This is a genomic window from Streptomyces sp. NBC_01260 (genome assembly GCF_036226405.1).
GTDB classification, from domain to species: Bacteria; Actinomycetota; Actinomycetes; order Streptomycetales; family Streptomycetaceae; genus Streptomyces; species Streptomyces laculatispora.
This window is the reverse complement of sequence record NZ_CP108464.1, coordinates 2,175,701-2,197,454: the sequence shown is the minus strand read 5'-3', so window position 1 is coordinate 2,197,454 and position 21,754 is coordinate 2,175,701. Positions and strand designations below refer to the sequence as shown.

Here is a 21,754-nt window from a genome sequence, read left to right as displayed (position 1 = left end):
GGTGAAGTCCGACCGGTTGCTCTCGATCCTGCTGCTGCTCCAGACCCGCGGCCCGGTCCCCGCGCCCGAGCTCGCCGAGCGCCTCGACGTCTCCGTACGCACCATCTACCGGGACGTCGAGGCGCTCTCCGCATCCGGCGTCCCCGTCTACGCGGAGCGCGGCAGGCACGGCGGGATCGCCCTGCTGCCCGGGTTCCGCACCGATGTCACCGGGCTGACCGCCGACGAGGCGCGCGCCCTGTTCGTGCTGGCCGCGGACGGCGCCCACGCGGCGCTCGGGCTCGACGCGGCGATCGGTTCCGCGCTGCGCAAGGTGATGGCGGCGCTGCCCGCCCCGCACCGGCCCGCCGCCGAGCTGACCAGCCGCCGGATCCTCGTCGACCCGGTGCGCTGGCGGAGCGGTCCGCGCGCCGCCGTCGACATCGCCGAGCTGCACGACGCGGTGTTCACCGACCGGCGCCTCCGGCTGCGCTACCGGCACAGCGGTACGCGGACCGCGCGCGACTACACCGTCGATCCGTACGGCCTGGTCGTGAAGGCGGGCGTCTGGTACCTGGTCGCCGACCGCGACGGCGAGCCCCGGCTCTTCCGTGCGGACCGGGTGCGGCGGGCCGTCCTCACCGACGAAGCGGTGGTGCGCAGGCGAGGGGTGGAGCTGGCTCAGGCGTGGGAGCTGCTGCGCCGCCAGGTCGAGGACCGGCAGGGCGGCGTGATCCTGCGGGTCCGGGTGCACCGCTCGCGGCTGGATCTGTTCCTGCGGCTGCACGCGGGGGTGCTCACCGGGGAGCCGCGGCCCGAGGAGCGGGACGGCGAGTGGCTGCGGGCCGAGCTGGCCGTGGAATCGGTGGAGTGGGCGCGCTCCCTGCTCTCCTTCGGCCCGAACGTCGAGGTCCTCGCCCCGCCCGGGGCGCGCTCGGTGGTGGCCGCGCACGCGGCCGCCGTCATGGCGCTGTACGGGGATCCGGACCCGGGGGAGTCCGCAGGAAGCGGGTGAGCGCCGCGGTCAGCTCGGCCGGGGCGTCCTCCTGCACGAGGTGGCCGGCGCCCTCGATGAGCCGTAGCTCGCAACCCGGCACGAGGGACGCCAGTTCATGCCCGCGGGCCACCGGGATCCAGGTGTCCTCGGCGCCCCAGCAGATCAGCACCGGCAGCTCGATCTCCCCGTAGCGGTGCTGGATCTCGTCGGTGAACCGCTGGTCGTTCTGGCTGATCTGCCGGTAGAAGGCGGGCTGCCCGGCCTCGGTGCACCAGGGCGAGACGAGGGGCGAGGTCACCCGGGGGCGCGGGGCCACGGGGTCAGGAGGCGTCGTCCAGCCAGTGCAGCCGGCCGAGCGTGACCAGGCGCAGTCGGCGCCGGGCGACCTCGGCCACCGTCCGTCCGTCGTCCGGGCCTGCGTCCAGCATCGCCGACGCGGTGATCACCATGTGGTCGACGTAGAGGCCGCCCAGCATCAGCAGGTCCTCCTCGCTCCAGCCACGCGACTCCGGCTCCCCGGCGAGCGCCGCCGCCACCTCCTGGGCGAACAGCCGGAGCTGGGAGGCGATGGCCTCGCGGACCGGGTCGACCCCGCCGTGCTGCTCACGGGCGATGAACCGGAAGTGGGCGGGCTGCTCGCGGACATGGCGCGTTATCAGGCCGACGCTGCGGTCCAGCCGGACCTCGCTGTCGCCGGTCTCGGCGAGGATCGCGCCGATCATTCCGTGCAGGCTGCCCAGCGTCTGCTCGACGAGAGCCACCCCGAGCGCGGCGATGTCGTCGAAGTGCCGGTAGAAGGCGGTGGGTGTGACACCGGCGGCGCGGGTCACCTCGCGCAGTCCCAGGCTGCTCAGGCTCTGGTGCTCCAGCAGTCCGAGGGCGGCGTCCAGCAGTGACTGACGCGTCTTCAGCTTCTGGGTCTGACGGATGCCGGCGATGTGACTCATGCCATTCAGTAAACAACTGTTCTCCGGGGCGGGGAAGGGGCGTGCGGGTCTAGACTGACAAGTCAGTGAACACTCGTACTCTCAACCGTGGAAAGGCCGGCCATGATCGTCCTTGTCGTCGCCCTGCTTCTGCTGGGGATCGTGCTGGGAGCGGTGGCCCAGATCCCGCTGCCGCTGAGTCTCGTCCTCGGCGCGCTGATCGGCAGCTGGCTGCTGGTCTTCGCCGTGCGCGAGCGGATGGGCGCGCAGCGCCGGTCCCGGTGACGGACGCCTCCGTCCGGTCACCCCCGCCGCAGCCGTCACCGAAGGAGTCCGCACCATGACACTCACCGCACTCACCCGCCGCTCCGGAGTGGCGGACGCCGCCGGGCCGAGCGCCCCCGCCGACGCACCGCAGGACCACATCCGGCGCCCCGCGGGCTCCGGCTCCGTCCGGTCCACCCGGGATGCCGACGCTCTCGCCGTCGCCTCGTTCGTCCTGGGTCTCGTCGGTCTGCTGGTGATGAACATCCTGCTGGGTCCGGCGGCCGTCGTCATGGCGGTCATCGCCCTGGCCCGCTCCACCGCCCGCCGCGGCCGCGCCCTGCTGGGACTCGCACTCGGCATCGCCGACCTGGTGATCCTGGCCTTCCTCGTCACCGGAAACGGCGCCGTCGCCTGGAACTTCGGCGGCTGACAGGGCTCGATTCCCGCCGCTCTCCCCACCGGATCGGGCTCAGGGCCGGGGCGGGTGGGACGCACCTTCCGCGGTGCGCGGGCGCCAAGGCGCCATGCGCCCGCCGTACGCCCCGCCGCAGGCTCGTAGAATCGAGCCCACCATGGCCTACCTCGACCACGCCGCGACCACGCCGATGCTTCCGGAAGCGATCGCGGCGATGACCGCCCAGCTCGCCGTCACCGGCAACGCGTCCTCCCTGCACGCCGCCGGGCGCCGGGCCCGCCGTACCGTCGAGGAGTCCAGAGAGACCCTCGCCGACGCCCTCGGCGCGCGCCCCAGCGAGGTGGTCCTCACCTCCGGCGGCACCGAATCGGACAACCTCGCGGTGAAGGGCCTGTACTGGGCCCGCCGCGACGCCGATCCCCGCCGCACCCGGGTGCTGGCCAGTCCGGTCGAGCACCACGCGGTGCTCGACGCGGTGGACTGGCTCGCCGAGCACGAGGGCGCGCGCGTCGAGTACCTCCCCGTCGACCGGTACGGGCGCGTCCACCCGGACGTGCTGCGCGAGGCGCTGGCCCGTAACCCCGACGACGTCGCGATGATTACCGTGATGTGGGCCAACAACGAGATCGGCACCATCATGCCGGTACGTGAACTGGCCTCCGTCGCGCGCGAGTTCGACGTTCCGATGCATGCCGACGCGGTACAGGCCTTCGGGCAGCTGGAAGTCGACTTCGCCCGCTCCGGACTGGCCGCGATGACCGTCAGCGCACACAAGATCGGCGGCCCGTTCGGCGTCGGCGCACTGCTGCTCGGCCGCGAGTACACCCCCGTTCCCGTACTGCACGGCGGCGGCCAGGAGCGCCATGTGCGTTCCGGCACCCTCGATGTGCCCGGAGTCGCGGCGTTCGCCGTCGCCGGACGGCTCGCCGCCGACGGGCGCGAGGACTTCGCCCGGGAGACCGGCGGCCTCCGCGACGAACTGGTCGCGGCCGTGCTGGCGCAGGTCCCCGACGCCCTCCTCGGCGGCGACCCGGCCCCCGGCGGCCGGCTCCCGGCCAACGCGCACTTCACGTTCCCCGGCTGCGAGGGCGACTCCCTCCTGCTGCTGCTGGACGCCCAGGGCATCGAGTGCTCGACCGGCTCCGCCTGCACGGCCGGGATCGCCCAGCCCAGTCACGTCCTGCTCGCCACCGGCACCGACCCGGATCTGGCGCGCGGCACCCTGCGCTTCTCGCTCGGCCACACCACGACCAAGCAGGACATCGACGACGTGGCACGGGCGATCGGCCCGGCGGTGGAACGGGCCCGCACGGCGGGGCTCAGCTAGCGGTTTTCCGGCCGGTGCCCGAAGCCGCCGCCCGGACCAGCTTCATGTACCGGTCCCAGTCCCAGTGGTTCCCCGGGTCCGTGTGATCGGCGCCCGGCACCTCCACGTGCCCGATGATGTGCTTGCGGTCCACCGGTATCCCGTACCGCCCGCATATCGCCGCGGTCAGCCGGGCGGACGCCCCGTACATCGCCGCCGTGAAGTCCTGCGGGCGGTCCACGAAGCCCTCGTGCTCGATGCCGACGCTGCGTTCGTTGTACGAGCGGTTGCCCGCGTGGAACGCCACGTCCAGCTCGCGGATCATCTGCGTCACATGACCGTCCTTGCGCACCACGTAGTGCGCCGCCGCGCCGTGCCCCGGGTCCTGGAAGACCTTGACCGCGCTCTGGAAACTGCCCTGGGTGACATGGATGACGACCCGGTCGATGCCGTAGTCGTCGGGGCGGTCCGCCCGCCGCCAGTTCGACGGGGACGCCGCCGTCCACTCGGCCCGCGCATAGTCCACCTGACCCGGCGTGCGGGGTTTCTCCACGCCCGGCAGCCGCCACCAGGCACGCTTCAGCCGGTCCCGGGCCAGCGCCGCCGTCCCGACCGCCGTGACGGCGCCGCCGATCAGCACCGAACGCCGGCTGATCCCGGTGCCCGGCCCTTTGGCGCCCGTCGTGCCTTTGGTCCCCATGTGATCGACAACGCATATCCATGAGCGTTCGGTTCCCGGTGCCCCGTACCCTGGTGGAGCTATGACTCAGACTTCCCAGCGCCCCCTCCGTGTCCTCGCCGCCATGTCCGGCGGTGTCGACTCCGCCGTCGCCGCGGCCCGCGCCGCCGAGGCGGGCCACGATGTGACCGGTGTGCACCTCGCCCTCTCCGCGAACCCGCAGTCCTTCCGGACCGGGGCCCGGGGCTGTTGCACGATCGAGGACTCCCGGGACGCCCGCCGCGCCGCGGACGTCATCGGTATCCCCTTCTACGTCTGGGACCTGGCGGAACGCTTCCGCGAGGACGTCGTGGAGGACTTCGTCGCCGAGTACGAGGCCGGTCGCACCCCCAACCCGTGCCTGCGGTGCAACGAGAAGATCAAGTTCGCGGCGCTGCTCGACAAGGCCCTCGCCCTGGGCTTCGACGCGGTCTGCACCGGCCACTACGCCACCGTGGTCCTCGGCGACGACGGCAGCCGTGAGCTGCACCGTGCCTCCGACATGGCCAAGGACCAGAGCTATGTGCTGGGCGTCCTGGACGAGCGGCAGCTCGCCCACGCGATGTTCCCGCTCGGCGACACCCTCACCACCAAGGACGAGATCCGCGCCGAGGCCGAGCGCCGGGGCCTGGCCGTCGCCAAGAAGCCCGACAGCCACGACATCTGCTTCATCGCCGACGGCGACACCCAGGGCTTCCTGGCGGACCGCCTGGGCGGCACGGCGGAGGGCGACATCCTCGACGAGTCCGGTACGAAGCTCGGCACCCACGAGGGCGCCTTCGGCTTCACCATCGGCCAGCGCAAGGGCCTGCGCATCGGCCACCCCGCGGCCGACGGCAAGCCGCGCTACGTCCTGGACATCTCCCCGGTGAACAACACGGTCACCGTCGGCCCCGTCGAGGCCCTCGACGTGACCGCCCTGACCGCGATCAAGCCCCGCTGGTGCGGCACGCCGCCGGCCGGCCCGGGCACGTACACCGCCCAGCTCCGCGCCCACGGCGGTGAGACCGAGGTGACGGCCGAACTGCTCGACAAGACCCTCACCGTCTCGTTCGCCGAGCCGGTACGGGGCGTGGCCCCGGGCCAGGCGGTCGTGCTGTACGACGGCACCCGGGTGGTCGGCTCCGCGACGATCGCGACGACGGTGCGCCGGGAGACGGCCGCGGCGGGCTGATCCGCCCCGCCCGCGAGGTCGGTGCCACCGCGACGCCGGTACCCCGCGGCGCCCGTACTCCGCGCGGAAACGCCCGACCCCTGTACGGGCGTGGCCGCGCGGAGTGCTCGCGACCCCCTCAGGACGCCTGGCCCACGTACACGTTCCGGGTGAAGAACTCCGCCAGTACCGGAGCGATCACCTGCGGTGCCAGCTCCCGGGTCTGGCCCGTGAGCGTGCGGTGGCGGCCCCGGGGCAGGGCGTCCGCCAGCAGGCGGGTCGCCGCCCGTGCGGAGGCCGGACCGAAGCCACCGCTGACCACCAGGGTCCGCGCCGTGACGGAGGCGAACCGCTCGTCCGGCACCGAGCCGTCGCCGAGCAGCGCGTCGTCGTACGCCAGGGTGTGCGCCACGGACTCCAGGCTCCGCCACAGCGGCGCACACCGCATCCTGGCGATGAGATCGGCCGGTACGCCCGTCACGGTCAGGAACAGCTCCACCGCCCCGTCCCGGTCCCCGGCGGACAGCAGCCGGTGCAGCCGGGCCGTACAGCCCGCCTTGAACAGCAGGCCGGCGGCGCCGGGGGTGTACGGCGGCTCGTGGACCGCGAGCAGGCCGACGGGGAGCCCGGCGGCCTGCGCCTCCAGGGCCAGTACGCCGCCGGCCCCGACACCGAACACCGAGGGGCGGCCGCCCACCACCTCGGCGATCGCGGCCAGGTCCTCGATCTCGCGCCCCACCGCGTACGGCGCGCTGTCACCGCTGTCGCCCCGGCCGCGCCTGTCGTAGGTGACGACATGGAAGCGCGGCGCCAGCAGACGGGCCAGCGGAGCCTCGGTCGCGGCCGTGCCCAGGGCCCCGCTCACGAGGATCACCGATGGTCCTTCACCCCGGCACCGGTACGCGATCACGGTGCCGTCGCGGGAGAGAGTCTTGTCCATGTGAAGGTGGACTGCGGGGCGCCCGGAAACTCATCGCCGGACGCGAAGAAGTTTTGAGGTCTCTCTTCTCCGCAGCTCACAGCGGGTGCTGACGGCCGGTCGGCTGTCAGGAGGGGACGGTCTCCGTGTCGTAGAAGCAGAAGTGGTCCTTGATCGCGGCGACTTCCTCCTTCGGCTCCGGGTACGCCCAGACCAGATCCGCGCCGTCCGGCAGCGACCAGTAGGACGCGTCCCCCTTGAACGGGCAGTGGGTGCGGGTGTCCGACGCCGTCAGCAGCTCGGTGCGGACATCCTCGGCGGGCAGGTAGTACCGGACCGGGCAGCCGGTCTCGCGCAGGACGAGCGGGCGCCGGCTCTCGGCGAGCAGCACGCCGTCGCGGACCACACGCACATGCTCGGTGCCGGGCTCGACGGTGATGAGGTGTCCTCGGGTGGCAGTCATGTGTGTTTCAGCGGCACAGCACGCCCATTTCTTCCCCGGCGGCCCGGCTGTCGGTGGCGGGTTCTACCGTGGAGGCCATGAAGATCTGCGTATTCCTCTCCGCCGCCGACCTCGACGAGCGCTACACCCGCCCCGCCCGCGAATTCGCCGAACTGCTCGGCCGCGGCGGGCACACCCTGGTCTGGGGCGGCTCGGAGAGCGGGCTGATGAAGGTCGTGGCCGACGGGGTGCAGGAGTCGGGCGGGAAGCTGGTAGGGGTGTCGGTGGACTTCCTGGCCGCGAAGGCGCGTACCAACGCCGACGAGATGGTGATCGCCGGCGATCTCGCCGAGCGCAAGGCGCTGCTCCTGGAGAAGGCCGACGCCGTCGTGATCATGGTGGGCGGCACCGGCACGCTCGACGAGGCCACCGAGATCCTGGAGCTCAAGAAGCACGGCAAGCACACCAAGCCGGTCGTGCTGCTCAACACGGCGGGCTTCTACGACGGCCTGCGCCAGCAGTTCCAGCGCATGGAGGACGAGGGCTTCCTGCCGCTCCCGCTGACCGACCTGGTGTTCTTCGCGAAGGACGGGGTGGGCGCCCTGGCCTACCTGGAGGAGTGGTCCGGCCTGCAGTGATGTGCCGGCGCCGGGTGGACGGGTGCGACGATGGGGGCATGTCCACTCACCTCATCACCGGCGCCGGCTCCGGCATCGGCGCAGCAGTCGCTCGCCGCCTCCTGGAGCGCGGGGACGATCTCGTACTCCTGACCCGTGACGCGGGCCGCGCCAAGGAGCTCGCCGCGCTGTACCCCGGCGCCCGCACGATCGTCGGCGACCTCTCCAACCCGGACCGGCTCTCCTGGGCCTTCGCCCAGCAGCCGATGCCCGAGCGGCTCGACTCACTGATGCACATCGCCGGCGTCGTCGAGCTCGGCCGGGTCGGCGAGCTCACGCCCAAGGCCTGGCACCTCCAGCTCAACGCCAACCTCGTGGCCCCGGCCGAACTGACCCGGCTCTTCCTGCCGCAGCTGCGCGTCGCCGAGGGCCACGTCCTCTTCGTCAACTCCGGCGCCGGGCTCGCCGCCCACGCGGAGTGGAGCGCCTACGCGGCGAGCAAGCACGGGCTGAAGGCACTGGCCGACTCGCTGCGCCACGAGGAGCACGGCAACGGGGTCCGGGTGACCACCGTCTACCCAGGGCGCACCGCGAGCCCCATGCAGGCCAAGGTCCACCAGCAGGAGGGCAAGGAGTACGACGCCGAGCGCTGGATCGACCCGGAGTCCGTCGCCACCACGATCCTGATGGCGATCGACCTGCCGCGCGACGCCGAGGTCAACGACCTCACGGTGCGCCCCGGCCGCTGACGGCACGGGCGGGGAACCGCCGTAGGCTTCCCGCGTGAGCGAGAAGAGCAAGTTCAGCGGGTGCCCGGCCACCGGAATCGGTTCGATGCCCGGAGGGGACGCACGGGAGGCGGCGAAGACCGTCACCGGCTCCTTCGGGGACGGCCAGGGCGCGCCGTACCTGGCGGAACTGCCCGCGCGCGGACCGGGCGCGGACATGATCGGGCGGACCATCGGACTGCTCGTCGAGATGTACGGACACGTCGAGCCGAGCGGCTGGCGGATCAGCGACCGGCCGGGGCGCGACACCCGCCGGGCCCGCTCCTGGCTCGGCGAGGACCTCGACGCGCTGGAGGAGTTCACCCAGGGCTACGAGGGCCCGCTCAAGGTGCAGGCCGTCGGGCCCTGGACGCTGGCCGCCGCGCTGGAGCGCCGGGGCGGCGAGGCCGTGCTCGGTGATCCGGGTGCCTGCCGCGACCTGGCCGACTCGCTGGCGGAGGGGCTGCGAAACCACCTCGCCGAGGTACGGCGGCGGATGCCGGGCGCCCAGGTGATCCTCCAGCTCGACGAACCGTCCCTGACCGGGGTCCTGCTCGGGCGGGTCAGGACGGCGAGCGGCTACCGCACCTACCGGGCGGTGGACCGCCAGCTCGTCGAATCCACCCTGCGCGAGGTGCTGGGCGCGGCGGGCGAGGGCGCCTCGGTCGTCCACACCTGCGCGCCCGAGGTCCCGTTCGCACTGCTGCGCCGGGCCGGGGCGGACGGTATCTCGTTCGACTTCTCCCTGCTCACCGAGCGTGAGGAGGAGGCGATCGGGGAAGCCGTCGAGGGCGGTACCCAGCTGTTCCTCGGGGTGGTGCCGGGCACCGACCCGGCCTCGGGCGGATTGTCGGACCCGGGCGGTAGCGTCATGGAGGTCAGGACGCTTTGGCGCAGGCTGGGGCTGAATCCGGGGACTCTGACCGAGTCCGTGGTGATCACCCCCTCATGCGGCCTCGCGGGCGCGTCACCCGCGTACGCACGGGCCGCGCTCGCCCACTGCGGCCGGGCCGCGAGATCGCTCGCAGACAACCCTGAGTAGCGGGGCACTGGGTAACGGGAGGACGGGACGATGGCCGGCGAAGAGCAGACGGCAGTGCCAGCGGAGGCACGGGCCGCGGTGCCAGCGGAGGCACGGGAGCGGCACGCGCTCCTCGCCGAGCAGATCGAGGAGCACCGCTTCCGCTATTACGTGAACGACCAGCCGGTCGTCAGCGACGCCGAGTTCGACCGGCTGATGCGTGAGCTGGAGGCTCTGGAGGACACGTATCCGCAGCTGCGCACGCCCGACTCGCCGTCCCAGAAGGTCGCGGGCCCCTACCGGACGGAATTCACCTCCGTCGAGCACCGCGAGCGGATGCTGTCCCTGGACAACGCCTTCGACGACGACGAGCTGGCCACCTGGGGCGAGCGGGTCGCCCGGGACGTCGGCGCCACCGGCTACCACTTCCTGTGCGAGCTCAAGATCGACGGCCTCGCGGTCAACCTCACCTACGAGCACGGCCTGCTGACCCGGGCCGCGACCCGCGGCGACGGCCGCACCGGCGAGGACATCACGCCCAACGTCCGGACGATCGCGGAGATCCCGCACCGGCTGAAGGGCGACCGCGTTCCGGCGCTCGTCGAGATCCGCGGCGAGGTCTTCTTCCCCATGGAGGGGTTCGAGGCGCTCAACGCCCGGCTGGTGGAGGCGGACGACAAGCCGTTCGCCAACCCGCGCAACGCGGCGGCCGGTTCACTGCGCCAGAAGGACCCCAAGGTCACCGCCGGCCGGCCGCTGCACATGGTGGTGCACGGCATCGGTGCCCGTGAGGGCTTCGACATCGACTGCCTCTCGCACGCCTACGAGCTGCTGCAGGCCTGGGGACTGCCCACCGCCAAGTACAACAAGGTGGTCGACTCCCTGGACGGGGTCAGGGAGTTCATCGCCTACTTCGGCGAGAACCGGCACTCGGTGGAACACGAGATCGACGGTGTCGTCGTCAAGCTCGACGAGATCCCGCTCCAGGGCCGGCTCGGCTCCACCTCACGCGCACCGCGCTGGGCGATCGCCTGGAAGTACGCGCCGGAGGAGGTCAACACCAAGCTGGTCAACATCCGGGTCGGCGTCGGCCGCACCGGCCGCGTCACCCCGTACGCCCAGGTGGAACCGGTCGAAGTGGCCGGTTCCGAGGTCGAGTTCGCCACCCTGCACAACCAGAACGTGGTCCGGGCGAAGGGCGTCCTGATCGGCGACACGGTGGTGCTCCGCAAGGCCGGCGACGTGATTCCGGAGATCCTCGGCCCGGTCGTCGACCTCAGGGACGGCACCGAGCGGGCGTTCGTCATGCCCACCGAGTGCCCCGAGTGCGGGACGGAGCTGCGGCCCATGAAGGAGGCCGACATCGACGTCCGCTGCCCCAACGCCCGCTCCTGCCCGGCCCAGCTGCGCGAGCGCGTCGCCTATCTGGCCGGTCGCAAGTGCCTGGACATCGACCACTTCGGCTATGTGGCGGCCGCCGCCCTGACCCGTCCGCTGGAGCCCGCCGATCCGCCGCTGCGCGACGAGGGCGATCTGTTCGGGCTGACCGTCGACCAGCTGCTGCCCATCCGGGCCTATGTCCGCGACATGGACAGCGGACTGCCCAAGCGCGACCCGAAGACCGGGGAGGAGAAGACCGCCATGGTCTTCGCCAACCAGCAGGGCGAGCCGAAGAAGAACGCCGTCGCCATGCTGGAGGCCATCGCCGAGGCGAAGGAAGCGCCGCTGGCCCGGATCCTCACCGGGCTCTCGATCCGCCACGTCGGGCCGGTCGCCGCGCAGGAACTGGCCCGTCAGTTCCGCTCCATCGAGCGGATCGACGAGGCCACCGAGAAGGAGCTGTCCGACGCCGACGGGGTCGGACCGATCATCGCGGCCTCGGTCAAGGCCTGGTTCGCCGAGGAGTGGCACCGGGAGATCCTGCGCAAGTGGCGGGAGGCCGGGGTCCGGATGGAGGACGAGGGGGCCGGCGAGGAAGAGGGGCCGAGGCCGCTCGAAGGGCTCACCGTCGTCGTCACCGGCACGCTGGCCTCGCACACCAGGGATGGCGCGAAAGAAGCCCTGCAGAGCCGCGGAGCGAAGGTGACGGGCTCCGTTTCGAAGAAGACCTCCTTCGTGGTGGTCGGCGACAACCCCGGGTCGAAGTACGACAAGGCCATGCAGCTGAAGGTGCCCGTGCTGAACGAGGACGGCTTCGCCGTGCTGCTCGCGGACGGGCCTGACGCGGCGCGCGAGGCGGCGGTGCCGGCCGAGGAGTAGGGGCCGGGCCGCAGCGGGGGGAGTCGTGTGCGTACGCCCGGATTCACCCGGTCGGCGCATAGCAGATGCTGACGGACGGTCGGTTCGCATTCGGGCAAGAGATGTAGAGCGCTGCCCCTGGAAGCCCTCTGCGGCCTACTGTTGAGGGATGCGCCTGCGGAGCCCGGCCACCGGGTGTGCCGCGCGCGGTGGCAGGGAACGGAATCATCAGGTGACATCGGCACCGCCGGCTGTGAGAGGGACGGAATGAAACCGACCGAGAACGCCGCACCGGTGTCGCGGCTGCAGGGTTTCGTCGGACTCACGCCCAAAGTGGGCGCTGTCGTCGTGGCCCTCGCCACCGTCCAGCTCGCGACCGGCTTCTACCGGACCGTGAGCGGTGGCCACGCGATCTTCCCGGACGGCAGGGCCGGCTGGTCGCTGGCCGTGCTCACCGGGATCGTCGTCGGTCATCTGGTCGCGCTCGGCCGCGACCGCTGGTGGGGCGGCACCGGTTCCGGGGCCGCCCTCACGCTCGCCGTGTTGCTGCTCTACGGCTGGGTGCCCGCCGGTCTGGTCAGCCTGGTCGTGGTCGTACTCGTCGGGATGGCCCGCAGGCACCGCTGGTGGCAGGGGCTGCTGCACGGGGCGGTGGACATCCTGGGGGTGGGCGCGGCGGCGCTGGTAATGGCCGCGTTCGGTGAGGTGCAGACCGTCGAGTCGCCCTGGCAGCCACTCGACTGGGGCATCGACGTCGTCCCGGAAGTCCTCCTCGCCGCCTCTACCTATCTGCTCGTCACCCGGGTGCTGCTCTGGTACGCCCGGTCACCCCAGGGCGGCGGGCTGCCGACCGTCGCCCGCACCGCACTGCTGCGGCAGGGCCTCGTCGCGGTCGCCCTGCTCGGCATCGCACCGCTGATCTGCGTCGTCGCCATGGCCATGCCGGTCCTGCTGCCGCTCTTCGCGGTCCCGCTGATCGCGCTCGACTCCACGCTCTGGATCGCCCGTGCCCGGGCCGAGGAGCAGCTGCGGGACCCGCTGACCGGACTGCCGAACCGCCAGTGGCTGCTGGAGCGCACCTGGACGGCCCTGGAGGAGGCCGAGAGCGTCGGCACCCGGGTCGGCCTGGTCCTGATCGACCTCGACCGCTTCCGGGCGGTCAACGACACCCTCGGCCATCTGGCGGGGGACCGGCTGCTGCTGCAGATAGCGGAACGGCTGCGCCTCGCCCTGCCGCGCGGCGCGGAGGCGGCCAGGCTCGGCGGCGACGAGTTCGCCGTCCTGCTGCCGACCGCGGACTCCACCACCAGCGCCCAGCGGGTCGCCCGCCATCTGGTCGCCGAACTCTCCTCCCCGCTGGACCTCGACGGACTCACCCTGGTGCTGGAGGCCAGCGCGGGTGTCGCCGTCCACCCCGACCACGCGCTGGACGCGGAGGGGCTGCTGCGCCGCGCGGACGTGGCGATGTACCAGGCCAAGCGCGACCGCACGGGCGTCGAGGTGTACGAGTCCAAGCGCGACAGCAACACCCCGGACCGGCTCGGGCTCCTCGGTGATCTGCGGCGCGCGCTGGACGCCGGCGAGGTCGAGCTCCACTACCAGCCGAAGGTCCGCTTCGACGGACAGGTGGCCGGTCTCGAAGCTCTGGTCCGCTGGGTGCACCCGGAGCGGGGGCGGGTCCCTCCGGACGAGTTCATCGCCATCGCCGAGTCGTCCGGGCTGATGCCGCACCTCACCGAGTACGTACTGGAGACGGCACTGGCCCAGGTCGCCAGATGGCGGGCGCAGGGGCTGTTCGTCCCGGTCGCGGTCAACGTCTCCCCGCGCGATGTGCACACCCCGGGGTTCGCGGGCGGCGTCGCGGCCCGGCTGGCCCGGCACGGCGTTCCGGCCGGTGCCCTCCAGCTGGAGATAACGGAACACGTACTGCTGGAGGACCCGCAGCGGGCCGCGGACACGCTGGCCGGGCTCACCGGGCACGGCGTGAAGATGTCCCTGGACGACTTCGGTACCGGGTACTCCTCCCTCGTCCACCTGCGCCGGCTGCCGGTCAGCGAGCTCAAGATCGACCGGTCCTTCGTGGCCCGGCTCGCCATCGACCACGAGGACGCGGAGATCGTCCGCTGCACGATCGACCTGGCGCACTCGCTCGGTCTGCTGGTCGTCGCCGAGGGTGTCGAGGACGACGAGACCTGGGAGCGGCTGCGGGACCTGCGCTGCGACGCGGTCCAGGGCTGGCTGGTGGCGGCCGCGATGCCGCCGCAGGAGACGACCGCGTGGCTGCGGGCGCGCGGCGAGCACGGGTGGCGGCGGCCGGCGGAGCTGGCGGCGGCCGCCGCGGCCGCGGCAGCGGCGGCCGGCGTGACCGCCGCGGCGAGGCCCGAGCCGGAGCAGCGGCCGTCCGGCCGGACCGTCGACTCACGGCCCGCGACGACGTAGGGCGGTCCCCGGGAGGCGGGCCGGGCAGGGGTGATCCACGGGTGGCCGTGGCCGGTGCGGGCGACACCATAGGATTGGGGGTCGGCGGCACATTTCCACCTGCCGCGCTCCGGCCAAAACCACACACCAACCCCTGAGGATCGCTGCATGCCTGGCATCACGCGCGAGGAGGTCGCCCACCTCGCCCGGCTGGCGCGTCTGGAGCTGAAGGGCGAAGAGCTCGATCACTTCGCCGGTCAGCTCGACGACATCATCGGCGCGGTCGCCCGCGTCTCCGAGGTCGCCGACCAAGACGTACCGCCGACCTCCCATCCGCTGCCGCTGACCAACGTCATGCGGACGGACGAGGTCCGTCCCTCGCTCACCCCCGCGCAGGCGCTCTCCGGCGCCCCGGCCCAGGAGCAGCAGCGTTTCAAGGTGCCGCAGATCCTGGGGGAGGACTAAAAAGCCATGACGGACATCAGCACCATCATCAAGCTCACCGCCGCCGAGACCGCCGCGAAGATCGCTTCCGGTGAGCTCACGGCCGTCGAGGTCACCGAGGCCCACCTGGCCCGGATCGAGGCCATCGACGAGAAGGTCCACGCCTTCCTGCACGTCGACCGCGAGGGCGCGCTCGCGCAGGCCCGTGCCGTCGACGCGAAGAGGGCCGCGGGCGAGAAGCTCGGCCCGCTGGCCGGCGTCCCGCTCGCGCTCAAGGACATCTTCACCACGCAGGACATGCCGACCACCGTCGGCTCGAAGATCCTCGAAGGCTGGGTCCCGCCCTACGACGCGACCGTCACCAAGCGGCTGAAGGCCGCCGACGTCGTCATCCTCGGCAAGACCAACATGGACGAGTTCGCCATGGGGTCCTCCACCGAGAACAGCGCCTACGGCCCGACCGGCAACCCGTGGGACCTCACCCGTATCCCGGGCGGCTCCGGCGGCGGCTCCTCGGCCGCGCTCGCTTCGTTCGAGGCCCCGCTCGCCATCGGCACGGACACCGGCGGTTCGATCCGCCAGCCCGCCGCCGTCACCGGCACCGTCGGCGTCAAGCCCACCTACGGCGGCGTCTCCCGCTACGGCATGGTGGCCTTCTCGTCCTCCCTCGACCAGGGCGGCCCCTGCGCCCGTACGGTCCTGGACGCGGCGCTGCTGCACGAGGTCATCGCCGGACACGACCCGCTCGACTCGACCTCCATCGACGCCCCGGTCCCGCCGGTCGTCGAGGCCGCGCGCAACGGCTCCGTACAGGGCATGCGCGTCGGAGTCGTCAAGCAGTTCTCCGGCGAGGGCTACCAGGCCGGTGTCGTCCAGCGCTTCAACGAGTCGGTCGAGCTGCTGAAGTCGCTCGGCGCGACGGTCGTCGAGCTGGACTGCCCGTCCTTCGACCTCGGCCTCTCGGCGTACTACCTCATCGCGCCGTCCGAGTGCTCGTCGAACCTCGCCCGCTTCGACGCCATGCGCTACGGCCTGCGGGTCGGCGACGACGGCACGAAGTCCGCCGAGGAGGTCACCGCGCTCACCCGCGAAGCCGGCTTCGGCGACGAGGTCAAGCGCCGCGTCATCCTCGGTACGTACGCGCTGAGCTCCGGCTACTACGACGCCTACTACGGCTCGGCGCAGAAGGTCCGCACCCTGATCACGCGGGACTTCGAGAAGGCCTTCGAGCAGGTGGACGTCATCGTCTCCCCGACGACGCCCACCACCGCCTTCCCGATCGGCGAGCGCGCCGACGACCCGATGGCGATGTACCTCGCGGACCTGTGCACCATCCCGACCAACCTGGCCGGCAACGCCGCCATGTCGCTGCCCTGCGGCCTGGCGCCGGAGGACGGGCTGCCGGTCGGGCTGCAGATCATCGCCCCCGCCATGAAGGACGACCGGCTGTACAAGGTCGGAGCCGCCGTAGAGGCCGCGTTCGTGGAAAAGTGGGGACACCCACTGCTTGAGGAGGCTCCGTCGCTGTGAGTGCCATGGCAAAGAAGGCCACGAACTTCAAGAAGTCCAAGACCGGGCTGTACGTATCGCTCGGCAGCACCGCGTTCGGCGCGATCAGTGTTGCCAAGCAGATCAGGCTCGCGCGCAACGACAACGACACGCTGCGTCTCATCGACGCGACCGTGTCCGCCGCCGCGATCGTCACCGGCCTCGCGATCCTCTATCGCGAACTGAAGCGTCTCGGCGACGACGACGTCCTGCTGGGCTGAGAGGGAAAGTTTCACCGTGACTGTCATTGACCTGGAGTCGTACGAGGACGCCCTCGCGACGTACGACCCCGTCATGGGCCTCGAAGTCCATGTCGAGCTCGGCACCAAGACCAAGATGTTCTGCGGCTGCTCCACCGAGCTCAAGCAGGACGCCAACTCCCAGACCTGCCCGGTCTGCCTCGGACTGCCCGGCGCCCTGCCGGTCGTCAACGAGATCGGCGTCGAGTCCGCCATCAAGATCGGTCTCGCGCTGAACTGCGAGATCGCCGAATGGTGCCGATTCGCCCGGAAGAACTACTTCTATCCGGACATGCCGAAGAACTTCCAGACCTCCCAGTACGACGAGCCGATCGCCTTCGACGGCTATCTGGACGTCCAGCTGGAGGACGGCGAGATCTTCCGGGTGCAGATCGAGCGCGCCCACATGGAGGAGGACACCGGCAAGTCGACGCACGTCGGCGGCGCCACCGGCCGTATCCACGGCGCGTCCCACTCCCTGCTCGACTACAACCGTGCGGGCATCCCGCTCATCGAGATCGTCACCAAGCCGATCGAGGGCGCGGGCGCACGGGCCCCCGAGGTCGCCAAGGCATACGTCGCCGAGCTGCGCGAGCTCATCAAGGCGCTCGGCGTCTCGGAGGCCCGGATGGAGATGGGCCAGATGCGCTGCGACGTGAACCTGTCGCTGCGCCCGCACGGCCGCGAGGCGTTCGGCACCCGTTCCGAGACGAAGAACGTGAACTCGCTGCGTTCCGTCGAGCGGGCCGCCCGCTTCGAGATCCAGCGCCACGCCGCGGTGCTGAACTCCGGCGGCACGATCGTGCAGGAGACCCGGCACTTCCACGAGGAGGACGGCTCCACCACGGCCGGCCGCATCAAGGACAACGCCGAGGACTACCGCTACTTCCCGGAGCCCGACCTGGTACCCGTCGCCCCGGCCCGCACCTGGGTAGAGGAGCTGCGGGGCGGTCTCCCCGAGCTGCCGCGGCTGCGCCGCGCACGGCTCAAGGAGGAGTGGGGCGCATCCGAGCACGACATGCAGTCCATCCTCAACGCGGGCGCGGTCGACCTGATCGTCGCCACGACCGAGGCGGGCGCACCCTCGGACCAGGCCCGCAAGTGGTGGATGGGCGAGCTGGCCCGTAACGCCAACGAGACCGGCCGCGACCTCGACGAGCTGCCCGTCACCCCGGTGCAGGTCGCCAGGGTGGCCGAGCTCGTCGCCTCGGGCGACCTCAACGACAAGCTGGCCCGTCAGGTGCTGGAGGGCGTCCTCGCGGGCGAGGGCGACCCGGACACCGTCGTCGAGAAGCGCGGCCTGAAGGTCGTCTCCGACGAGGGCGCGCTGTCCACGGCGGTCGACGAGGCCATCGCCGGCAACGCCGCCATCGCGGACAAGATCCGCGGCGGCAAGGTCGCCGCGGCCGGCGCGCTCGTCGGCGCCGTCATGAAGGCCACCCGCGGCCAGGCGGACGCGGCCCGGGTGCGTGAGCTGATCCTGGAGAAGCTCGGCGTCGAGGGCTGAGCCCACCCGTACGTCCTCGAAGGGGCGGTGCATCCGGTACCACCGGGTGCACCGCCCCTTTCACCGCTCCGGAGAGCCCACTGAACGCCGTCACCGCCGAGATCGTCTCCGTCGCCCTCCTGCTCGGGGTGCTGGCGTTCGCCGTCGCACGCCCCCGGGGTCTGCCGGAGGCGACCGTCGCCGTGCCCGCCGCGGTGCTGGTGACCGTGGCCGGTGCGGTCTCCTGGCCGGAGGCCCGGTCCCAGGTGAGCAGTCTGCTGCCGGTCGTCGGCTTCCTCGCCGCGATCCTGGTACTGGCTCAGCTCTGCGCCGACGAAGGGCTCTTCAGGGCGGCCGGTGACCTGGTCGCCCGCGTCTGCGGCGGGCGGACCGGCCCGCTGCTCGGGGGCGTCTTCGCCGTCGCGTCGGTGATCACGGCGGTGCTCAGTCTGGACGCCACCGTGGTCCTGCTGACCCCCGTCGTCCTCGCGACCGCGGCACGCGTCGGGGCCCGCCCCCGCCCGTATGTGTACGCCTGCGCGCACCTCGCCAACTCCGCGTCGCTCCTGCTCCCCGTCTCCAATCTGACCAACCTCCTGGCGTTCACGGCCAGCGGTCTCTCCTTCACCCGCTTCGCCGCCCTGATGACGCTGCCGTGGCTGGCGGCGATCGCCGTCGAGTACGTGGTCTTCCGCCGGTTCTTCGCGGCCGACCTGGCGGCGGGGGCCCACCCGCCGAAGGAGGTGGAGGACCGGCCGGCCCTGCCCGTCTTCACCCTGGTCGTCCTGGTGCTGACCCTGTGCGGATTCGTCGTGACCTCGTTCGCGGGCGCGGAGCCGCTGTGGGCGGCGCTGGCGGGCGCCGCCGTGCTTGCCGTACGGGCGCTGGCGAAACGGGAGACCACCGTGAAGGGGCTGGTGCACGCCGCGAACGTGCCGTTCTGCCTGTTCGTGCTGGCCCTGGGCGTCGTCGTCAAGGCGGTCGTCGACCAGGGCCTGGGCGCCGGTATCGCCCGGGTCCTGCCGGACGGATCCTCGTTGCCCGCGCTGCTGGCGGTGGCCGCGGTGGCGGCGGTGCTCGCCAACCTGATCAACAACCTGCCGGCGATCCTCGCCCTGCTCCCGGTCGTCGCCGCGGCCGGCCCGGGTCCGCTGCTGGCCGCACTGATCGGGGTGAACCTCGGGCCGAACCTCACCTACGTCGGCTCGCTCGCCACCCTGTTGTGGCGTCGCATCCTGCACACGCACGGCGCGGCGCCGGAGCTCGGCCACTTCACCAGGCTCGGGCTGCTGACCGTACCGGCGACGCTCGTGGTGTCGACGGTCGCGCTCTGGGGAGCGCTGCGGGTGATCGGGGTGTGACGCGTGCCCAGGTGCGCGAACGCTGGGCGTCCGCGCCCGTCGCGCACCGTCCGCGAGCCCGCCGGATGGCTGCGGCGATGTCGCCCATATGCGGATCCGACGCCTGTGAGTATGGCCACGAATAGGGCAAATGATCACAGTTGGCTGTCAGAGTGACAGTTCTCAAGGCCATGCGTTTTTCTTGCGGACGGCTCTGTCGAGCCGCCGGAGAGACCACGAACCCGCAGGGAGCTCGCCCCTTGGCTGCCATCGCCCGCTGGTGCATCGCACACCGCCTCGTCGCCGTCCTCATCTGGCTGCTCGCCCTCGGCGGCACGGCCGCCGGTGCGGCGTTCGCGGGCAGCGCCTATACGAACGACTACGAGGCGCCCGGCACCGAATCCGGCCGTGCCGCAGCGCTGTTGAAGAGCGGCTTCAGCAATCTCGGCGGGGACACCGACACCATCGTCTGGCACACCGACGACTCCACCGTGCGGGCGGCCGACGTCGAGCAGAAGATGACCAGCACCCTGCACGCGGTCGAACGGCTGCCGGGTGTCGGCTCCGTCAGCGGGCCCTACACCCAGGCGGGAGCGGGGCAGATCAGCGCGGACGGGCACACGGCCTACGCCACGGTCACCTTCGACCGGCAGGCCGACGACGTGCCGGTGGCGCAGGCCGAGGCGGTCGTCCACACCGCGAAGGCCGCCTCGGGCGAACACCTCCGGGTCGAGCTGGGCGGCTCGGCCGTCGCCCTCACCGAAGCGCCCGCCGTGCACCTCAGCGAGGCCATCGGGGTCGCCGTCGCGGCCGTCGTGCTCTTCCTCGCCTTCGGTTCCCTCGCCGCCAGCATGCTGCCCATCGCCACCGCTCTCGTCTCGGTCGGAACGGCGTACGCGGGCATCGTGCTGCTCGGGCACGTGATGACCGTCGCCGACTTCGCCCCGATGCTCGGCATGCTCGTCGGGCTCGGGGTCGGCATCGACTACGCACTCTTCATCGTCACCCGGCACCGCAGAGGGCTCCGGCGCGGCATGACCGTTCCCGAGGCGGCGGAGCACGCGGTCGCCACGACCGGGCGGGCCGTCGTCTTCGCCGGGGCCACCGTCTGCATCGCACTGCTGGGGATGCTGATCCTGCGGCTGAGCTTCCTCAACGGTGTCGCCGTCGCCGCCTCGCTCACCGTCGTGCTGACGGTGGCGGCCGCCGTGACCCTGCTGCCGGCCCTGCTGTCCCTCATCGGGATGCGGGCGCTGAGCAGGCGCGAGCGCAGACAGCTCGCCGAGCACGGCCCGCAGCCGGACCTGCCCACCGGGTTCGCCGCGCGCTGGTCCGCCTTCGTCGAGCGGCACCCCAAGCTGCTCGGCGGGATCGCGGTGGTGGTGATGCTGGTCCTCGCACTCCCCACCTTCTCGCTCCACCTGGGCAGCTCCGACCAGGGCAACAACGCGAAGTCCTCGACCACCCGGCAGGCGTACGACCTGCTGGCGAGCGGATTCGGTCCCGGCGTCAACGGACCGCTGACCATCGCCGCACAGCTCGACGGCGCCGACGACCGGCTGGCGATGGACGCGCTGCCCGCGACGCTGCGCGCCACCGACGGCGTCGCATGGGCCGACCCGGTCACCTACAACTCCAGTGGCGACACCGCGTTCGTCACCGTTGTCCCGGACTCGGCGCCGCAGTCCCAGCAGACCAGCGAGCTCGTCGACCGGCTGCGTACGGACGTACTGCCGAAGGCGGCCGACAACACCTCGCTCCAGGCCCATGTGGGCGGTGTGACGGCCAGCTACGACGACTTCGCACAGATCATCATCGGGAAACTCCCGCTCTTCATCGGCGTCGTCATAGGGCTCGGCTGCCTGCTCCTGCTGATGGCCTTCCGATCGGTCGGCATCCCGCTGAAGGCGGCGGTGATGAACGTGGCGGCGGTCGCCTCCTCGTTCGGCGTGGTCGTGGCGATCTTCCAGTGGGGATGGGGGAGCGAGCTGCTGGGCCTGGGCAGCTCGGGCCCCATCGAACCCTTCCTGCCGGTCATCATGGTGTCCGTGCTCTTCGGCCTCTCCATGGACTACCAGGTGTTCCTGGTCGGCCGGATGTACGAGGAGTGGCTGGAGACCGGCGACAACCGGCGGGCGGTCCGGGTCGGCCTCGCAGAGACCAGCCGGGTGATCAACTCGGCCGCGGTGATCATGATTTCGGTCTTCCTCGCCTTCGTGCTCAGCGGCGACCGGGTCATCGCGATGTTCGGGATCGCGCTCGCCGCGGCCGTCGCGCTGGACGCCTTCGTCCTGCGCACGCTGCTGGTTCCCGCCCTGATGCACCTGCTGGGCGGGGCGAACTGGTGGCTGCCGGGCTGGCTGGACCGCAGACTGCCGCGTCTCAGCATCGAGCCTCCCGAATGCCGGGCTCCGCATGCGAAAATCCCAGGGGCGGGCACGAGCCAGGACGACGAGGCCGTGCCGGCCGCGCAGCGCGTCCGCTGAACAGCGCGGACCGCGGTAGGTGGGATGA

Annotated in this window: 20 protein-coding genes and 1 pseudogene; 16 read left to right on the top strand and 5 right to left on the bottom strand. The window is 71.8% G+C overall.

Going from position 1 to position 21,754, the window contains the following annotated elements:
- Position 1: 1 nt before the first annotated feature.
- Positions 2–994, top strand: coding sequence for a helix-turn-helix transcriptional regulator (locus OG322_RS09560; protein WP_123461793.1), 993 nt, complete (start codon positions 2–4; stop codon positions 992–994).
- Here the strand turns inward: OG322_RS09560 and OG322_RS09555 are convergent.
- Positions 942–1,280 (bottom strand): annotated as a pseudogene (locus OG322_RS09555) (alpha/beta fold hydrolase); the annotation flags it as partial. The gene OG322_RS09560 and the pseudogene OG322_RS09555 sit on opposite strands and share 53 nt — an antisense overlap.
- Positions 1,281–1,296: 16 nt before the next feature.
- The gene (locus tag OG322_RS09550) at positions 1,297–1,923 is read right to left on the bottom strand and encodes a TetR family transcriptional regulator (protein WP_123461794.1); all 627 of its coding nucleotides are present in this window, start codon (positions 1,921–1,923) and stop codon (positions 1,297–1,299) included.
- A gap of 102 nt (positions 1,924–2,025) precedes the next feature.
- On the opposite strand from OG322_RS09550, the gene OG322_RS09545 reads away from it, so the two are divergent.
- The 3 genes from OG322_RS09545 to OG322_RS09535 all read left to right on the top strand — a co-directional run bounded on the left by OG322_RS09545 (position 2,026) and on the right by OG322_RS09535 (position 3,911).
- Entirely contained in the window at positions 2,026–2,187 is a 162-nt protein-coding gene (locus OG322_RS09545) for a hypothetical protein (protein WP_164494411.1), read from the top strand.
- A gap of 55 nt (positions 2,188–2,242) precedes the next feature.
- Entirely contained in the window at positions 2,243–2,599 is a 357-nt protein-coding gene (locus tag OG322_RS09540) for a DUF4190 domain-containing protein (protein WP_260146817.1), read from the top strand.
- Between the two features lie 142 nt (positions 2,600–2,741).
- Positions 2,742–3,911: a cysteine desulfurase family protein gene (locus tag OG322_RS09535; RefSeq protein WP_123461795.1), complete on the top strand. Its 1,170-nt coding sequence runs from the start codon at positions 2,742–2,744 to the stop codon at positions 3,909–3,911.
- Here OG322_RS09535 and OG322_RS09530 read toward each other — a convergent pair.
- Positions 3,904–4,590 carry an N-acetylmuramoyl-L-alanine amidase gene (locus OG322_RS09530; protein ID WP_123461796.1) on the bottom strand — a complete coding sequence of 229 codons (687 nt, stop codon included), beginning with the start codon at positions 4,588–4,590 and terminating at the stop codon, positions 3,904–3,906. The genes OG322_RS09535 and OG322_RS09530 overlap by 8 nt on opposite strands.
- Before the next feature lie 61 nt (positions 4,591–4,651).
- Between OG322_RS09530 and mnmA the strand changes: the two genes are divergently transcribed.
- On the top strand, positions 4,652–5,782 hold the full coding sequence (gene mnmA, locus OG322_RS09525) for a tRNA 2-thiouridine(34) synthase MnmA (RefSeq protein ID WP_123461797.1): 1,131 nt from the start codon (positions 4,652–4,654) through the stop codon (positions 5,780–5,782).
- Between the two features lie 118 nt (positions 5,783–5,900).
- Here the strand turns inward: mnmA and OG322_RS09520 are convergent, their stop codons facing one another.
- Together OG322_RS09520 and OG322_RS09515 are read right to left on the bottom strand one after the other, a co-directional pair.
- The gene (locus tag OG322_RS09520) at positions 5,901–6,701 is read right to left on the bottom strand and encodes an alpha/beta fold hydrolase (RefSeq protein WP_329306292.1); all 801 of its coding nucleotides are present in this window, start codon (positions 6,699–6,701) and stop codon (positions 5,901–5,903) included.
- A 106-nt stretch (positions 6,702–6,807) separates the two neighbouring features.
- On the bottom strand, positions 6,808–7,143 hold the full coding sequence (locus OG322_RS09515; RefSeq protein WP_329306291.1) for a DUF427 domain-containing protein: 336 nt from the start codon (positions 7,141–7,143) through the stop codon (positions 6,808–6,810).
- Positions 7,144–7,220: 77 nt separating this feature from the next.
- Here OG322_RS09515 and OG322_RS09510 point away from each other — a divergent pair, with 77 nt between their 5' ends.
- The 11 genes from OG322_RS09510 to OG322_RS09460 all read left to right on the top strand — a co-directional run bounded on the left by OG322_RS09510 (position 7,221) and on the right by OG322_RS09460 (position 21,726).
- Positions 7,221–7,760 (top strand): TIGR00730 family Rossman fold protein, encoded by a 540-nt coding sequence (locus tag OG322_RS09510; protein WP_123461800.1) that lies wholly within the window; start codon positions 7,221–7,223, stop codon positions 7,758–7,760.
- Between the two features lie 38 nt (positions 7,761–7,798).
- A complete protein-coding gene (locus OG322_RS09505; RefSeq protein ID WP_124285090.1) occupies positions 7,799–8,488 on the top strand; it encodes an SDR family oxidoreductase in 690 nt (229 codons plus the stop codon).
- Between the two features lie 34 nt (positions 8,489–8,522).
- The gene (locus tag OG322_RS09500; protein WP_329306290.1) at positions 8,523–9,548 is read left to right on the top strand and encodes a methionine synthase; all 1,026 of its coding nucleotides are present in this window, start codon (positions 8,523–8,525) and stop codon (positions 9,546–9,548) included.
- Between the two features lie 30 nt (positions 9,549–9,578).
- Entirely contained in the window at positions 9,579–11,786 is a 2,208-nt protein-coding gene (gene ligA, locus OG322_RS09495; RefSeq protein WP_124285092.1) for an NAD-dependent DNA ligase LigA, read from the top strand.
- A gap of 246 nt (positions 11,787–12,032) precedes the next feature.
- On the top strand, positions 12,033–14,204 hold the full coding sequence (locus tag OG322_RS09490) for a putative bifunctional diguanylate cyclase/phosphodiesterase (protein WP_123461804.1): 2,172 nt from the start codon (positions 12,033–12,035) through the stop codon (positions 14,202–14,204).
- A gap of 147 nt (positions 14,205–14,351) precedes the next feature.
- Entirely contained in the window at positions 14,352–14,648 is a 297-nt protein-coding gene (gene gatC, locus OG322_RS09485; RefSeq protein WP_024492941.1) for an Asp-tRNA(Asn)/Glu-tRNA(Gln) amidotransferase subunit GatC, read from the top strand.
- A gap of 6 nt (positions 14,649–14,654) precedes the next feature.
- Positions 14,655–16,157, top strand: coding sequence for an Asp-tRNA(Asn)/Glu-tRNA(Gln) amidotransferase subunit GatA (gatA, locus tag OG322_RS09480; RefSeq protein WP_123461805.1), 1,503 nt, complete (start codon positions 14,655–14,657; stop codon positions 16,155–16,157).
- 5 nt (positions 16,158–16,162) lie between these two features.
- Positions 16,163–16,396, top strand: a complete 234-nt coding sequence (locus OG322_RS09475; protein WP_073738655.1) for a hypothetical protein — start codon at positions 16,163–16,165, stop codon at positions 16,394–16,396.
- A gap of 16 nt (positions 16,397–16,412) precedes the next feature.
- Complete coding sequence (gene gatB / locus OG322_RS09470) at positions 16,413–17,921, top strand: Asp-tRNA(Asn)/Glu-tRNA(Gln) amidotransferase subunit GatB (RefSeq protein WP_266410885.1); 1,509 nt, start codon at positions 16,413–16,415, stop codon at positions 17,919–17,921.
- 80 nt (positions 17,922–18,001) lie between these two features.
- Positions 18,002–19,261 carry an SLC13 family permease gene (locus OG322_RS09465; protein ID WP_164494441.1) on the top strand — a complete coding sequence of 420 codons (1,260 nt, stop codon included), beginning with the start codon at positions 18,002–18,004 and terminating at the stop codon, positions 19,259–19,261.
- A gap of 239 nt (positions 19,262–19,500) precedes the next feature.
- Positions 19,501–21,726: an MMPL family transporter gene (locus tag OG322_RS09460; RefSeq protein WP_329306289.1), complete on the top strand. Its 2,226-nt coding sequence runs from the start codon at positions 19,501–19,503 to the stop codon at positions 21,724–21,726.
- Positions 21,727–21,754: the final 28 nt, after the last annotated feature.

Coding starts and splice junctions, on each gene's coding strand:
- OG322_RS09490 (WP_123461804.1), top strand. CDS start 12,033: ATGAAACCGACCGAGAACGCCGCACCGGTGTCGCGGCTGCAGGGTTTC.
- OG322_RS09540 (WP_260146817.1), top strand. CDS start 2,243: ATGACACTCACCGCACTCACCCGCCGCTCCGGAGTGGCGGACGCCGCC.
- ligA (WP_124285092.1), top strand. CDS start 9,579: ATGGCCGGCGAAGAGCAGACGGCAGTGCCAGCGGAGGCACGGGCCGCG.
- OG322_RS09510 (WP_123461800.1), top strand. CDS start 7,221: ATGAAGATCTGCGTATTCCTCTCCGCCGCCGACCTCGACGAGCGCTAC.
- OG322_RS09505 (WP_124285090.1), top strand. CDS start 7,799: ATGTCCACTCACCTCATCACCGGCGCCGGCTCCGGCATCGGCGCAGCA.
- OG322_RS09550 (WP_123461794.1), bottom strand. CDS start 1,923: ATGAGTCACATCGCCGGCATCCGTCAGACCCAGAAGCTGAAGACGCGT.
- mnmA (WP_123461797.1), top strand. CDS start 4,652: ATGACTCAGACTTCCCAGCGCCCCCTCCGTGTCCTCGCCGCCATGTCC.
- OG322_RS09545 (WP_164494411.1), top strand. CDS start 2,026: ATGATCGTCCTTGTCGTCGCCCTGCTTCTGCTGGGGATCGTGCTGGGA.
- gatA (WP_123461805.1), top strand. CDS start 14,655: ATGACGGACATCAGCACCATCATCAAGCTCACCGCCGCCGAGACCGCC.
- OG322_RS09530 (WP_123461796.1), bottom strand. CDS start 4,590: ATGGGGACCAAAGGCACGACGGGCGCCAAAGGGCCGGGCACCGGGATC.
- OG322_RS09475 (WP_073738655.1), top strand. CDS start 16,163: ATGGCAAAGAAGGCCACGAACTTCAAGAAGTCCAAGACCGGGCTGTAC.
- gatC (WP_024492941.1), top strand. CDS start 14,352: ATGCCTGGCATCACGCGCGAGGAGGTCGCCCACCTCGCCCGGCTGGCG.
- OG322_RS09515 (WP_329306291.1), bottom strand. CDS start 7,143: ATGACTGCCACCCGAGGACACCTCATCACCGTCGAGCCCGGCACCGAG.
- OG322_RS09520 (WP_329306292.1), bottom strand. CDS start 6,701: ATGGACAAGACTCTCTCCCGCGACGGCACCGTGATCGCGTACCGGTGC.
- OG322_RS09535 (WP_123461795.1), top strand. CDS start 2,742: ATGGCCTACCTCGACCACGCCGCGACCACGCCGATGCTTCCGGAAGCG.